General features: G+C 66.3%; 15 protein-coding genes. 10 read left to right on the forward strand and 5 right to left on the reverse strand.

Going from position 1 to position 13,586, the window contains the following annotated elements; translation table 11 throughout:
• Positions 1-5: 5 nt before the first annotated feature.
• The gene (locus QTI66_RS14385) at positions 6-1,544 is read right to left on the reverse strand and encodes an efflux RND transporter periplasmic adaptor subunit (RefSeq protein WP_286560435.1); all 1,539 of its coding nucleotides are present in this window, start codon (positions 1,542-1,544) and stop codon (positions 6-8) included.
• A 159-nt stretch (positions 1,545-1,703) separates the two neighbouring features.
• Here QTI66_RS14385 and QTI66_RS14390 point away from each other — a divergent pair, with 159 nt between their 5' ends.
• The 4 genes from QTI66_RS14390 to QTI66_RS14405 are packed head-to-tail and all read left to right on the forward strand — an operon-like array spanning position 1,704 to position 4,630.
• A complete protein-coding gene (locus QTI66_RS14390) occupies positions 1,704-2,345 on the forward strand; it encodes a DUF6622 family protein (protein WP_286560436.1) in 642 nt (213 codons plus the stop codon).
• Positions 2,346-2,376: 31 nt separating this feature from the next.
• Positions 2,377-2,670, forward strand: a complete 294-nt coding sequence (locus QTI66_RS14395) for a 2TM domain-containing protein (RefSeq protein ID WP_286560437.1) — start codon at positions 2,377-2,379, stop codon at positions 2,668-2,670.
• Positions 2,671-2,729: 59 nt separating this feature from the next.
• Positions 2,730-3,782, forward strand: a complete 1,053-nt coding sequence (locus QTI66_RS14400) for a sensor histidine kinase (RefSeq protein WP_286560438.1) — start codon at positions 2,730-2,732, stop codon at positions 3,780-3,782.
• Positions 3,779-4,630 (forward strand): LytR/AlgR family response regulator transcription factor, encoded by an 852-nt coding sequence (locus tag QTI66_RS14405; protein ID WP_286560439.1) that lies wholly within the window; start codon positions 3,779-3,781, stop codon positions 4,628-4,630. The genes QTI66_RS14400 and QTI66_RS14405 overlap by 4 nt, the downstream gene beginning before the upstream one ends.
• 6 nt (positions 4,631-4,636) lie before the next feature.
• Here the strand turns inward: QTI66_RS14405 and QTI66_RS14410 are convergent, their stop codons facing one another.
• Together QTI66_RS14410 and QTI66_RS14415 are read right to left on the reverse strand one after the other, a co-directional pair.
• Positions 4,637-5,044: a hypothetical protein gene (locus tag QTI66_RS14410; RefSeq protein ID WP_286560440.1), complete on the reverse strand. Its 408-nt coding sequence runs from the start codon at positions 5,042-5,044 to the stop codon at positions 4,637-4,639.
• Positions 5,045-5,175: 131 nt separating this feature from the next.
• Positions 5,176-5,511: a hypothetical protein gene (locus tag QTI66_RS14415; RefSeq protein ID WP_286560441.1), complete on the reverse strand. Its 336-nt coding sequence runs from the start codon at positions 5,509-5,511 to the stop codon at positions 5,176-5,178.
• Positions 5,512-5,647: 136 nt separating this feature from the next.
• Here QTI66_RS14415 and QTI66_RS14420 point away from each other — a divergent pair, with 136 nt between their 5' ends.
• From QTI66_RS14420 to QTI66_RS14435, 4 genes are all read left to right on the forward strand, one after another.
• Positions 5,648-7,450 (forward strand): glutamine--tRNA ligase/YqeY domain fusion protein, encoded by a 1,803-nt coding sequence (locus QTI66_RS14420; RefSeq protein ID WP_286560442.1) that lies wholly within the window; start codon positions 5,648-5,650, stop codon positions 7,448-7,450.
• A 35-nt stretch (positions 7,451-7,485) separates the two neighbouring features.
• Complete coding sequence (locus QTI66_RS14425; protein ID WP_286560443.1) at positions 7,486-7,776, forward strand: nucleotidyltransferase family protein; 291 nt, start codon at positions 7,486-7,488, stop codon at positions 7,774-7,776.
• 39 nt (positions 7,777-7,815) lie between these two features.
• On the forward strand, positions 7,816-8,697 hold the full coding sequence (locus QTI66_RS14430; protein WP_286560444.1) for a M23 family metallopeptidase: 882 nt from the start codon (positions 7,816-7,818) through the stop codon (positions 8,695-8,697).
• A 79-nt stretch (positions 8,698-8,776) separates the two neighbouring features.
• Positions 8,777-9,721 (forward strand): restriction endonuclease, encoded by a 945-nt coding sequence (locus QTI66_RS14435; RefSeq protein ID WP_286560445.1) that lies wholly within the window; start codon positions 8,777-8,779, stop codon positions 9,719-9,721.
• 18 nt (positions 9,722-9,739) lie between these two features.
• On the opposite strand, the gene QTI66_RS14440 is transcribed toward QTI66_RS14435, so the two are convergent.
• Positions 9,740-10,678, reverse strand: coding sequence for a M14 family metallopeptidase (locus QTI66_RS14440; protein WP_286560446.1), 939 nt, complete (start codon positions 10,676-10,678; stop codon positions 9,740-9,742).
• Positions 10,679-10,845: 167 nt separating this feature from the next.
• On the opposite strand from QTI66_RS14440, the gene QTI66_RS14445 reads away from it, so the two are divergent.
• The gene (locus QTI66_RS14445) at positions 10,846-11,694 is read left to right on the forward strand and encodes a restriction endonuclease (RefSeq protein WP_286560447.1); all 849 of its coding nucleotides are present in this window, start codon (positions 10,846-10,848) and stop codon (positions 11,692-11,694) included.
• Position 11,695: 1 nt separating this feature from the next.
• On the opposite strand, the gene ylqF is transcribed toward QTI66_RS14445, so the two are convergent.
• Positions 11,696-12,652 (reverse strand): ribosome biogenesis GTPase YlqF, encoded by a 957-nt coding sequence (gene ylqF / locus QTI66_RS14450; RefSeq protein WP_286560448.1) that lies wholly within the window; start codon positions 12,650-12,652, stop codon positions 11,696-11,698.
• Between the two features lie 103 nt (positions 12,653-12,755).
• On the opposite strand from ylqF, the gene QTI66_RS14455 reads away from it, so the two are divergent.
• Positions 12,756-13,514 carry a PAS domain-containing transcriptional regulator gene (locus tag QTI66_RS14455; RefSeq protein WP_286560449.1) on the forward strand — a complete coding sequence of 253 codons (759 nt, stop codon included), beginning with the start codon at positions 12,756-12,758 and terminating at the stop codon, positions 13,512-13,514.
• Positions 13,515-13,586 lie beyond the last annotated feature (72 nt).

Below are 13,586 nucleotides of genomic sequence, written 5' to 3' on the forward strand. Positions count from 1 at the left end.
ACGACTCAGCGCGCCGGGGCGGCGGCTGGCGTGGTCGGTGCGGGCCTCGCCGATGCGGGTGCACCCGCGGGTGGCGTCGGCGCCGCGGCGGCCCGGACGTCGGGCGCAGGCGCTGCCGTCGTCGCCGCAGGCGACCCGGACGCGCTGTCCGTTGAAGGCGCGGGCGTGCCATCGGCCGGCGCCTGCGCAGCTTGCCGCCGGCGGCGGCCACCCTGCCCCTGCCCGTCTTTCGCGCCGGGAGTGGCCGACGCGGCGGGCGCGGGACGATCGGGTGCCGTCTGCACCCTGGCGCCGTCCTTGAGCCGGTCGCCGCCTTCGGTCACCACCTGCTCGCCGGCTTCGAGGCCGCTGGTGATGGCGATGTTCTCGACGCTGGCGATGCCTGTCTTCACCGGCCGCAACGCCACGGTCTTGTCTTCCTTGACGACGTAGACGAAGTCCCCGTTGGGGCCATGGCGCAGCGCCGTCACGGGCACCACCACGGCACTGCGGATCGTGCGCAAGAGAATCCGCGCGTTCACGAACTGGTTGGGGTACAGCGCGTGCGTCGTGTTCTGGAAACGGGCCTTGGCCTTGATGGTGCCGGTGGTGGTGTCGATCAGGTTGTCGATCGTCAGGAAGACGCCCGTGTCAAGCTGGCGCGAACGCGTGCGGTCGAAGGCCGTGACCGGCAGTTGCGCCCCGGCGGCCAGGCGCGCCTGCAGTTCCGGCAGGCGGTCCTGCGGCACGGAGAACGAGACGTCGATGGGCTCGATCTGCGTGATCACCGCAATGCCGCTGGTCGAACTGCCCGAATTGACGTAGTTGCCCGCGTCCACCGGCCGCAGGCCCACGCGGCCGCTCACGGGCGCGACGATGCGGCTCCACGCAAGATTGAGCTTGGCGGTGTTTTCGTTGGCACGGTCGATGGTCACGGTGCCTTCGAGCTGCTGCACCAGCGCCGCCTGCGTATCGACGACCTGGCGCGCGATGGAGTCCTGCTGCAGCAGGTTCTGATAGCGCTTGAGCGTGACGCGCGCCGCGTCCAGCGAGGCTTCGTCGCGCTTGCGCGCGCCCTGCGCCTGCTGCAGCGCAATCTGGAAAGGTTGCGGGTCGATCTGCGCGAGCACGTCGCCCCTCTTGACGAGTTGGCCTTCCGTGTAGAGCACGGCCGTGAGCACGCCGGAGACCTGCGGCTGCACCGTGACGTTGGCCAGCGGCGTGACGGTGCCAAGCGCATCGACGGTCACGGGAATATCGGCCTCTTGCGCCGTGGCGACGCCCACCGTGCTGGCGCCGGCGCCGCGCCCACCGCCTCCAGGGCCGCCCGGACCGCCGGGACCCCCGCCCGGCCGACCAGCGCCACCGGGCCCACCCGGCCCGCCTTGCGCGCCAGCCACGGGCGCCGGCGACTTGGCGCGTTGCACCAGGTACCAGGCCCCCGCGCCCAGCGCGATCAACAGCAGCAAGGCCACCACGCTGCCCACCCAGCGCCGGCGGCCACGGCCTGATGGAATGGCCGTTGGGCTGGCTTCGGGCGGGGCGTCGGGAAAGTTGGGGGCCATTGCTTGATTCGGTGCGTGTGCGGGGTCAGCGGGCGCGCGCCAGAAGAGTCTGGGCATGCCCCGTGAAGTACAGCCCGGAATCGTATCGCCCTTGTTAACCGGCCCGTAAACGAACGGTAAAGCCGCTGCATTTCATCGGCGCACGTTGCAACTGGCGCCGTGTTCCTGCATTTCGTCGGATCGCGCTGGAAGGCAAGTGCGCCGGCCGGCACAGTCCGCCACATCGCTTTCCGCCACATCTTTTCCACCGCTTTCAAGGAGTACCTGATGCTGATCCAGATCTTCCTGCACACCCCGAAGTGGGTTTTCGTGCTTTTCGGCGTCTTGCTCTGGCTGGGCTCCAAGCAGTTGCTCGGCGGCCGCGTGGGCCTGGGGCGCGTGACGATCCTGCCGGTGGCGATGACGGCGCTGTCCTTCTTCGGCGTGATCTCGGCCTTCGGCGATTCGCCCGCTGCGCTGGCCGCCTGGGCCGTGGCGGCCGCCGCCCTGGTCGCCATCGTGCTGCAGCGCCCCCTGCCCCCCACCACGCGCTTCGACGCCGCCACCCGCAGCTTCCGCGTCGCCGGCACCGCCGTGCCGCTGGTGCTGATGATGGGCATCTTCTTCACCAAGTACGCCGTGGGCGTGACGCTGGCGATGCATCCGCAGCTGGCGCACCAGTTCAACTTCGCGCTGGGCATCAGCGCGCTGTATGGCGCCTTCAGCGGGATCTTCATGGCGCGCTCGCTGCGCATGTGGAAGCTGGCCATTCGCAGCGACCGTGCCGACGCGGCAGGCTATCGCCCGGTCGCGGCCGACTGAATCCGAACCTCAGCCCAAAGGAGAATCCGACATGCGCAACACCTCATCGCACGACGAACTCGAATCCCTGGCGCGCCGGCGTGCGCGGGCCAAGCTCGGCTGGTTTGCCCACGCCACGGTCTACCTCGTGGTCAATGCGGGGCTCATCGCCCTGTCCTTCGCGAATGGCCGCTCATGGGCTGTCTTTCCCCTGATGGGATGGGGCCTGGGGCTTGTGCTGCACGGCGTGGCGGTCTGGCTGCTGGCACCCGGCGGTCAATTCTTCGAACGCCTGGTCGAGCGCGAACGGGCCCGGCTCGCCGGAACGCACGGCGACCCGTGGTGAGTCCATCGAAAGGCGCGAGTGCCGGCGATGGCCGGCATTTCTTCGTCCAGAATCCGGCCATGAAAATCGAGTGGCGCGATGTTGCTCGCCGGGGCCTGCAGGTCGTGGCGTTTTGCCTTGTCATTGCGGCCATGACATCGACCATCTGGCCGAACAAGGGCTACCTGAACCAGCTGGGCTACTCGCTGTGCATCGGCGGCATCACATGGGCGGTGATCGAGTTCGGTCGATTGGCCATGCGCAAGCCGGACGACCCGGGCGGTTGGCCGCAGGGGCTGCGCCGCGCCCTCTTGATCACCGCTGGCATCGCCACAGGCGCCTTCCTTGGCTCGATGCTTGGCGACACCCTGTTCATGGGCGACGCGTACGCCAGCTTCATGGATTCCAGACGCGACCAGCGCATCTCCTGGATGATCACCGTGCTGGCCGGCGTGGCCGGAAGCTACTACTTCTATTCGCGCGGGCATCGCGCCTCACTCGCCGCCCGCGTGAGCGCCGCCGAGCGCGACGCATCGGAGGCACGGCTGAAGCTGCTCGAAACGCAGCTGGAGCCGCACATGCTGTTCAACACGCTGGCGAATTTGCGCGTGCTGATCGCCACCGATCCGCCGCGCGCCATCGCCATGCTCGACCGGCTCAACAACTACCTGCGCTCCACCCTCTCAGGCTCGCGCAAGCTGTCGCATCCGCTGTCGGCAGAGTTCGACCGCCTGGGCGACTACCTGGAACTCATGTCGGTGCGCATGGGCGATCGGCTGCGTTACACGCTGGACCTGCCGGCCGAGTTGCGCGACGTGCCCGTGCCGCCTTTGCTCTTGCAACCCCTGGTTGAGAACAGCATTCGCCACGGGCTGGAGCCGAAGGTTGAAGGCGGCGAGATCGTCGTGCGGGCGCGCCGCGACGAAATGGCATCAAACGGCGGGCTGTGCATCGAGGTTTGCGACACTGGCGTCGGCATCGATGCCGACTTGCCCAGCGACGCGGACAGCTTCGGCCTCGCACAGATCCGGGAACGGCTCGCCACGGTGTATGGTGCGGGCGGCACGCTGCGCCTGGGCGCCGTGCCCAACGGCGGAACACGCGCCACCATCCACATTCCCCTGCACGCATGAAAGCCACCGCACTCATTGCCGAAGACGAGCCCCTCCTCGCGCAGGCCCTTCGGCTCGAGCTGAAGGCTGTGTGGCCGGAGCTTTCCATCATTGCCGCGGTCGGTGATGGATTGAGCGCGGTGAGCGAGGCCCTTGGCCTTTTGCCACAGGTTCTCTTTCTGGATATCCGCATGCCCGGCCTCGACGGCCTGAGCGCCGCCATCGACTTGGCCGACAGCTGGCCCACGGAGGAGGCGCCCATGCCGCAGCTGGTGTTCGTCACCGCCTATGACGAGTACGCGGCCCGCGCCTTCGAAGCACAAGCCATCGACTACGTGATGAAGCCCGTGCAACCCGAGCGCCTGAAAAAGACGGTGGCCCGCGTGCAGCAGGCCCTGGCTGCACAGGCCGCCGCGCGCGCGGCAACCTCGACGGCTGCCACGGAGGCCCTGGAACAGACACTGACCCAGTGGCGACAACTCATCGCAACCGCTGGAGCGTCCGCTCCCGCGCAACTGCGGGACGGGCCATCCGCAGCGCCGCTCAAGGTCATCGCCGCCAGCGACGCCGGCGGCAACACCGTGCGCATGGTGCCTGTGCAGGATGTGCTGTATTTCGAAGCCGCCGACAAATACGTTCGTGTGCTGACGGCATCGCAGGAATTCCTGATCCGTACGCCGCTCAAGCAACTATTGCCTCAGTTGGACCCCGACGTCTTCTGGCAGATCCATCGCGCCGTGGTCGTGCGCAGCGACGCCGTGGAATCGGTGCATCGCGACGAGGCCGGCAAGCTGCACCTCACACTGCGCGAGCGCCCCGAAAAAATCCCCGTCAGCCGCCTCTACGCCCACCTTTTCCGGGCGATGTAAGAGCGCTCAGCGCCACATGCGATGGACGTGGCTGTAATAGAACTTCGAGTCCGCCTGCGCATGGCGCGGAGCATCCGCGAGCGAAGCGCCGGCACCCCCATCGACGTACGAAAGCCGGGGCGCGGAAGCCGGCGTCAATTTGTCCAGATACGTTGGCGTCTGGATGGCGACGGGAATGGGCCGGAAATTGGTGGGCGCCACCCGGGAAAAGAGCGGTGCTTTTCGCCGGAACTGGACCGAAGGCGCGACCGGACTGGTCAAAGCCTTGCTCACCGCCGCGGGACGCACGCCAGGAATCACATCCGGGATCGTCTCGGGCATGGTCCATATCGGTGGCGCTGCGAAGGCGGACACCACCGCGCCCGGCGCCGCGCACATGGCCGCTGCAACCACGCATCCCTTGATGACTCTCATTTTTCTCTCTCCCTGATGGCGGCGCCTGCAAGCGCAATGAATACTTTCATTCTATTTTGAAGAATCGGCGCCCACAAAAAAAACCGGCCCCCAAGTGGGAGCCGGTTCGGCAGTCAGGCAAAAGTGGGCAATCAGCGCCAGTTGCGGTCACCGCGGTAGTACCTGGGGCCGTGCCCATGACGGTAATAACCATGTCCGCCGTAGTAAACGGGCGCCGGGCGGTAATACACGGGCGGCGGCGGTGCGTAGTACACCGGAGCCGGGCGGTAGTACACCGGCGGTGGCGGCGCGTAGTACACCGGGGCCGGCGGGTAGTAGACAGGGGCTGGAGCGCCAATCACCACACCCGGAAGCGCGATGCCCACGGAGACGCCAACTCCCGCCGAAGCCGTCGCGGCGGCACCCAGTGCGCCAGCGGCCAGTACAGAGGCACCAGCCCATTTGAAGAATGTTCGATTGAAGTTCATGTCGGATCTCCTGGGACAGGCACCAAATTGGCCGTCCATGTGGTCATTGAACGCGCGAGGCGTAAATGCCGTGCACTCTACAACGTGAAGAACGTTGCTAAACGTAACAGCTTTCGCGGCCTTCTAGAATGAACCAATGAATTCTCCCGTCGAAAAAGACCCGGTCAAGCCCAGCAATTTCCTGCGACACGTCATCGAGAGCGACCTCGAGGCAGGCACTTACGCGTCCCGCCAGTGGGGCGGCACTCCCGGCGACGCCGCGCACCACGCCCAAGGCATGAAGGATCCCGCCAAGGTGCGAGTGCGCTTTCCGCCCGAACCCAACGGCTACCTCCACCTGGGCCACGCCAAGAGCATCTGGCTGAATTTCAGCCTTGCCGAGCAGTACGACGGCGTGTGCCACCTGCGCTTTGACGACACCAACCCTGAAAAGGAAGAGCAGGAATACGTCGATGCCATCCGCGAGAACGTGCGCTGGCTGGGCTATGGCACCGCCCTGGCCGACGACCCCACGCACCTGGGCGAGCGGCAAAAGCACGAGTACTTCGCCAGCGACTACTTCGACTTCATGTACAGCGCCGCCGAATACCTGATCGGCGCCGGCCTGGCCTACGTCGACGAACAGAGCCCTGAGGAAATGCGCGCCAACCGCGGCGACTTCAACACGCCCGGTACCGCCAGCCCCTTCCGTGCCCGCGCGCCCGAAGAAAACCTGGCGCGCTTTCGCGAAATGCGCGACGGCAAGCTCGACGACGGCGCCGCCGTGCTGCGCGCCAAGATCGACCTGGCCAGCCCCAACATCAACCTGCGCGACCCGGCGCTGTATCGCATTCGCCGCGCCACGCACCACAACACCGGCGACAAGTGGTGCATCTACCCGATGTACACCTACGCGCACCCCATCGAGGATGCGCTGGAGCAGATCACCCACAGCATCTGCACGCTCGAGTTCGAAGACCAACGCCCCTTCTACGACTGGCTGCTCGACCGCCTGGCCGAAGGCGGACTGATCGCGAGCCCGCACCCGCGGCAATACGAATTCGCGCGCCTGAACGTCACGCACGTCGTGACCAGCAAGCGCAAGCTGCGCCAGCTCGTCGAAGAGGGCCACGTCGACGGCTGGGACGATCCGCGCATGCCCACGCTCGCGGGCCTGCGCCGGCGCGGCTACACGCCGGATGCGCTCAAGCTGTTCTGCGAACGCTCGGGCGTCACCAAAGTCGGCGGCTGGATCGACTACGCCAGCCTCGAAGCCGCCCTGCGCGACACGCTGGACCCCATCGCACCGAGGGCGATGGCGGTGCTGGATCCGGTCAAGCTGGTCATCGCGAACTGGGCCGAACTCATGGGCGGCGACGATGTGTTCGACGACTGTTCCGCGCCCGTGCATCCACATCACCCGGAGATGGGCCGCCGCGACTTCAAGCTCGGCCGCGAAGTGTGGATCGAGCGCACGGACTACGAGGACGTTCAGCCCAAGGGTTTCTTCCGCCTGTTTCCTGGCAACAAGGTCCGCCTGAAGTACGGCCACGTGATCGAATGCACCGGCGGCACGCGCGATGCAAATGGCAAGCTGGTCGAAGTGCAGGCCAGGCTGGTGCCCGACACCAAGAGCGGCACGCCCGGCGCGGACGCGATCAAGGTCAAGGGCAACATCACCTGGGTGGCGGCTGCGGATGCGTTGCAGGCGGAAGTGCGCTTGTACGAGCGGCTGTTTGCGGCGCCGAACCCGGGCGGTGGTGAACTGGTCGATGAACTCAATCGCGACAGCCTGGTGACGTGCACGGCGTATGTCGAGCCTGCGCTGGGCAAGGCAGAAGCCGGTGCGGGCTATCAGTTCGAGCGACATGGCTACTTCGTGCTGGATTCGAAATCGGCAGCCGATGGCACGCGCGTGTTCAACCGTGCTGCGGGGATGCGGGACAGTTGGGGCAAGTGATCGCGATCAAGCCGGAACGCCCCTAAACTCCGCCCATGCGCCCATCCGAAGCCCTGTCACTGCACCGTGCCCGAATCCGCGAGATTGCGCTGAGCCATCGCGTGACGGGCGTACGCGTGTTCGGCTCCGCTTCGCGGGGCGAGGATGGACCTGACAGCGATCTCGATCTGCTGGTTGAGCCGACCGCGCAAACCACGCTGCTCGACATCGGCGCCATTCGATATGAGCTGAAGGACTTGCTCGGCCTCGAAGTGGACGTTCTGACGCCTGATGGTTTGCCAGTCCGGTTTCGCAAACGGGTGCTGCAAGAGGCCATTACCTTATGAGTCGAGGCGAGCCGCAGAGGGTGGCGGACGATCTGGAATATGTCCGTTGAGCGTTTAACCATCGACCGGCGATCGGCCATTGGGGGCACGCTGGGTTTCCTCGCGCTGCCCGCGATGGGCGCCAAGCCTGCGAAGGCGCCCGCTCCTGTTTCGTCGCCCGATGCCTGGCCGCACAGCTTGCAAGTGCCCGGCGGCATCGCGCGCCTGTCGCTTGGCCCGGCGGCTGCGCGGCCCGTAGCGCGGGCCGGCGACGTGCCGGTGCTGGTGACCGGCGACACGATCGAATGGATGGCGCTCGTCGGCATTCCCCTGGCGGCCCCGCCGGGCGAGGCTGGCATCACCGTGCAACCGGCCGACGGCAGCCCCACGCGGCAGGTCCGCTACGAGATCGCGCCGAAAAAATACAGCGAGCAGCGCTTGAAGGTCGCGCCCGGAACCGTCAACCTGTCCGCAGCAGACGAGGCCCGCTACGAGCGCGAACGCAAGCACCTGGCCACCGTGGCGGCAACCTTCACCGATCCGTTCCCGCAAGACCTGCGCATGCAGGTTCCCGTGCCCGGCCGCCGCTCCAGTTCCTTCGGCCTGCGCCGCGTGTTCAATGGCCAGTCGCGCAATCCGCACAGCGGCATGGACATCGCGGCCGGCACGGGCACACCGGTGCTGGCGCCGCTGCCGGGGCGCGTGATCGATACCGGCGACTATTTCTTCAACGGCAACACGGTGTGGCTCGACCACGGGGGCGGCTTGCTCACCATGTACTGCCACCTGAGCGCCATCGACGTGCAGGCGGGCGACATGCTGCGTGCGGGCGAACGCCTGGGCGCCGTCGGCGCCACGGGGCGCGTGACGGGGCCGCACCTGCACTGGTCGGTCAGCCTCAACCGCGCGATGGTCGATCCCGCGCTCTTCATCGCCGCGTGACGCGCATCGCCGAACTTTCCGGTTCCATTCACCGTGCGGGTGGCATCGCCCGCGCGCATTCATCTTTCTCTACGCAACGATGACCAGACGACAAACCAGAAAAGAGCAGCGCGCAGAACGTGGCCGTCGCGAACTCGCGGGCACGGGTGTGGCGGCCGTCGCCGCGGGCGTGGGAATGCTCACGGTCGCGCCAGCCTTCCTGCAAGGGCCGGTGGCCGCCGCCATGGTGCCGGCGCTCCGGCCGGCGGGCTGGGGAGCATTGGCCGTGGGCACCTTCCTGCTGGGCATGCATTTCTTTACCGGGCGGCGCAAGGTGCCGATCGCGGTGCAGACACCGGTTTTCGTTCCCAAGACCGTGAATCGCACACCCTCGCCGCCGGACGCGACGGGCATCGCGCCGCTGACGATCACCGGGCTCGAATCCACATTTGCGCCGGAAGAATCAATGGCGCATTGGCGTGAAGACCACTGGAGCCCCGCCGTCTTCGCCGCCATCGAATGGCGCCGCTTCGAAGCGCTGTGCGAGGCGTTTTACGCCCAGGTGGGCCTGGAAACGCGCACCCAGTCGCACGGCGCGGATGGCGGCGTCGACATCTGGCTGAAGTCCAGGCACATGCCCGAACCGCGCATCGTCCAGTGCAAGCACTGGAAGACCAAGCCGGTCGGCGTGAAGGAACTGCGCGAATTCCGCGGCGTGATGGCTGCCCATCAGCTCAAGCACGGCACTTACGTGACGAGTTCGACCTTCACCGCCGAAGCCGCCGCCTTCGCCAAGTCCAATCGCATCCAGACGCAGGACGGCGCCGCCTTGCTCAAGCTGATCGGGCAACGCACGCCCGAACAGCAGAAAGCGCTGCTGGACGTGGCCTACGAGGGTGAATACTGGCGCCCCACCTGCGCGAGCTGCGGCGTGAAGATGGTGGAACGCAGCGCCAGCCTGGGCAGGAAGGCCTTCTGGGGCTGCGCGAACTATCCCAGCTGCCGCGGCAAGGCAATTCCCAAGACGAAGGACCCGGCCGCGTAGGCGCCCGGAGGCAGCGCTTCAGATCGGCCGCGACAGGTACACCGCCTCGCGTCCGACGATGGGCAGGCGCGCGGGCATCAGGATCGTGCAGTGGTCGCAGGGCGCGCGGATCTCGTCCTCGCCGTCGGTGGCGATGAGTTCGCCCTCCGAGAACACCTCGAAGCCGACAAAGGGCTTCACGAAGCGAAAGCTCTTGGTCTTGATCATGCGCGTCTCCAGCAACTCGAAGCGGCGCTGGCGCGGCGGCGCCGGCGCGGCCGGGTCGCGATCGACGAGGCCGAAGTGTGCCAGGAAGTCCAGGCTCACCCGCGTGGCCATGTCGGCGGCGGACTTCAGGAAGTGTTGTCCGCATTCCACGACCAGCGCCGCCCCTGCCGTACCGGCGTCTTCGCCGTGCCGCCCGTGCTGGATGAGCGGCGTGCCCGAACCCAGCCCCTTGGGCATCACCAGATGGATCGACGGCCGCCCGATGGCCATCGCCACCTTGGTATTGCGCGCAAACGCGGGATAGACCCAGAAAGGATCCACGGGCTGGCTGGTGGAGTGGATGTCCAGGATGTGGTCCGCGGCGGCCACCACCGGCCGCAACTCGCGGGCACGCTGCAGTTCCGGGCTGTTTTCCGGGCCGTCGAGCCAGTCGTCGGACCAGATGCGATTGAGGTTGTGGACGATCTGCCGGTTCTCGTGCGGCTGCTTTGCGTCGAAGGCGTTGTAGGCCTCCACGTGGGCAAAGCTCACCGTGAGCGTGCCGATCTTCGGTCGAACACCCGTGTCGAGCAGGTGCGTGGCCGCCACCATGCCGCAGATCTCGTTGCCGTGGGTGAGCGCATTGATGAGCACGTGTGGCCCCGGCTGGCCCGACTCGAAGCGGTGGACGTAGTCCACGCCAGTGTTGCCCTTTCGATACGCCGAAATGTCGCGGGGAAGGACTTCGAGCGGCGGCAGAAGATCAGACATATCCTTGACTCTTGTCCTGCTGGGGTGAATTGAGAGTCAGCGTACCAGAGGCGGTTTTTGCTACGTTTTTCATAGCGAAATGACCGCGTTGAAATTGTGTGGAATTTGTCACCAAACGCGTACACTCCGCTTTACCTACAACTTTTGGTTACAGCTGCGAGGCGACCATGAGCAACTCTGACCGAGCGCGGTTCGGGCGCAAAGGCATGTTCAGTGGTACCAGCGAAAAGGCCTGGATCAGCGCCGCCGTGGGCCTTGCCATCCTGCTGGTGCCCCCGCTGCTGCCCAATGGCGCAGACCAGTCGCCCCTGGCCGTGGGCCTGCGCCCTTTCGGATGGCTGGCCCTGGGAATCGGGGTGCTGTTCGTCGTGGCGCAGATGCTGATGTACCGCCCGCCATCGCCTGCGAACGAGGCTTCAGAGCCTGAAGACCCGCCATTCGGCATGACCCGGCCGTCGGTGCTGCAGGCCTTGGGCATCGGGCGGGGCGATCGCGGCGTGGCCGAAGTAGAGCCGATGTTCATCGACACGATCGCCGTCTACGAAGCGGAAAAAGAAGGCGAAGGCGCCACTGCGGCGCGCGAGACCTCGTGGAGCCCGCGCGTTTTCAAGCACATCGACTGGCGTAATTTCGAGGCCGTGTGCCAGGCCTTCTTTGCGCAGGCGGGCTTTGCTACCAGCAGCCAGGGCCATGGCGCGGATGGCGGCGTCGACATCTGGCTGCAGTCGCGGCACATGCCCGCGCCGCGCATCGTGCGTTGCCGCCATTGGGAAGGCCAGCCGGTCAACGTGAAGGAGTTGCGCGACTTCCTGGGCGTGATGACGTCGCAGGGCCTGCAGCACGGAACCTACGTCACCAGTTCGGGCTTCGCGCCGGACGCGGTGGAGTTCGCCAAGGCCAACGGCATCCAGATGCAGGACGGCGCCACGCTGCTCAAGCTGATCGCCCATCGCACGCAGGAGCAGCAGGACGCGCTGCTCGACATTGCCTACGCGCCGGTGGCCGTGAAGGCCTGAGTCAGTCCTGCGGCTCGTCCGCGGCATCGGGCGCCGCACTGCCCTTCTTCTTGTTCTTGCGCGCATCTTTCTTCGCCTGCCGCGCGGCGTCGGCGGCCTGCCCGGCGGCAAGCCATTGCGCGAACTCTTCCGGGGTTTCGAGCGTGACGCGGCCGAGGTTGCCGCTGCGAAATTCGTTCATCACGATCTCGGCCGCCTTCTGCAGGTTGACGCGGCCCTTACCCAGCAACGCGCCGCGCTTGCGGCCAATGGCTTCGAGCACTTCCTCGTCGCGCATCTGCGCAATCGACTCGTCGAGCTTGAAGCGGGCCTCGACCTGCTCGGCATAGTGCTGGCGCAGGTAGTCGAGCAGTTCGAGCGCCACCTCTTCCTCGTCGTAGGCATTGCGCCCGACGGCACCGCTGGCGGCCAGGTTGTAGCCGCTCTTGTCCACGACGATGCGAGGCCACAGCATGCCGGGCGTGTCCCAGAGATAGAAGTCGTCGGCGAGCACGATGCGCTGTTCAAGCCGCGTGATGCCCGCCTCGTCGCCCGTCTTGGCCTTGCGCTGCCCCTTGAGCGTGTTGATGAGTGTGGACTTGCCAACGTTCGGCACGCCGCAGATGAGCACGCGCATCGGCTTGGCCATGCCGCCGCGGTTGGGCGACAGTTCATGGCAGGCCTTGACCAGTTGCTGCGCCGGCGCGCTCTCGCTCGCGTCGAGGCCGATGGCGCGCGTGTCGGGCAAAGCGTTGTAGTGCGCGAGCCAGCGCCCGGTGACGGCAGGGTCGGCAAGGTCCTGCTTGTTGAGCACCTTCAAGCCCGGCTTGTGGCCGGTAAGCGCCTGCAGCATGGGGTTGGCACTCGATCCGGGCAGCCGCGCGTCGAGCAGTTCGATGACGACGTCGATGTCGACGATGCGCTCGGCGATGGCCTTCTTCGTCACATGCATGTGACCGGGGAACCACTGGATGGCCATGGCGATCTGATCTCTTTGCGTGGTGTTGGGCGGGCCCGCATTGTGACAGCCGGCTGCAAGCGCCAGAATGCAGCACCCACCTGGATGAACAAGAGGCATCATCTTGGACAACCGATTTCAGAGCCGCAGTCCCTTGTACCTGCTCGAACGCTCGGACGTCGGCGTGGTGCAGCTCGACAGCGATCTCAAGGTCGCGTCCATGAACAGCTTTGCGCGCCGCGTGCTGCCTGTGGAAGACAAGCAGCCCTTCGAGAAGATGGTGTTGTCCTTCCATCCGGAGCGCTCGCAGCCCAAGGTGAAGTTCCTGCTCGACCAGGCCGAGTGCCCGGTGAGCAATCCGCCGCCGATGACGATGATCATCAACATCCCCGAGCGGGTGCTGCTCATCAAGGTGACCAAGCTGTCGGACATGCGCGGCGACACGGCCGGCTACACGCTCATCTTCTATGACATCACCGAACTGGTGAGTGGCGACGAACTCGTGGTGCCGAAATTGCAGAGCAAGCGCCAACTCCACAAGATCCCGACCGTGTCGCAAAACCGCATCGTGCTGGTGGACGTGGAGCAAGTGACCTTCATCCGCTCCGAAGGGCACTACACCTGGGTGAGCACTGCGCAGGGTTCGAGCTTCTGCAACCTGAACATGAGCGACCTGGCCGACCGGCTCGACGGCGCGTCCTTCATGCGCATCCACCGCAGCTACCTCGCCAACCTGGACTACGCCGAGCAGATCATCCGCGAGGAAGGCAAGGTCGGCCTCAAGCTGCGCGGCGAAAGCACCGCCCTGCCGGTGGCACGCACCAGCGTGCAGCTGCTGATGGAGCGGCTGGGCATCACCGAGCCTGACCTCGCCAGAAGCTGATCCGGGATAACCCGCGAGCCGCTTTCAGCGCTCGCCATTCATGCACGCGCTGCCGCATTTCGTGCGCGTCCG

It is taken from the genome of Variovorax brevis (genome assembly GCF_030317105.1).
Classification (GTDB): Bacteria; Pseudomonadota; Gammaproteobacteria; order Burkholderiales; family Burkholderiaceae_C; genus Variovorax; species Variovorax brevis.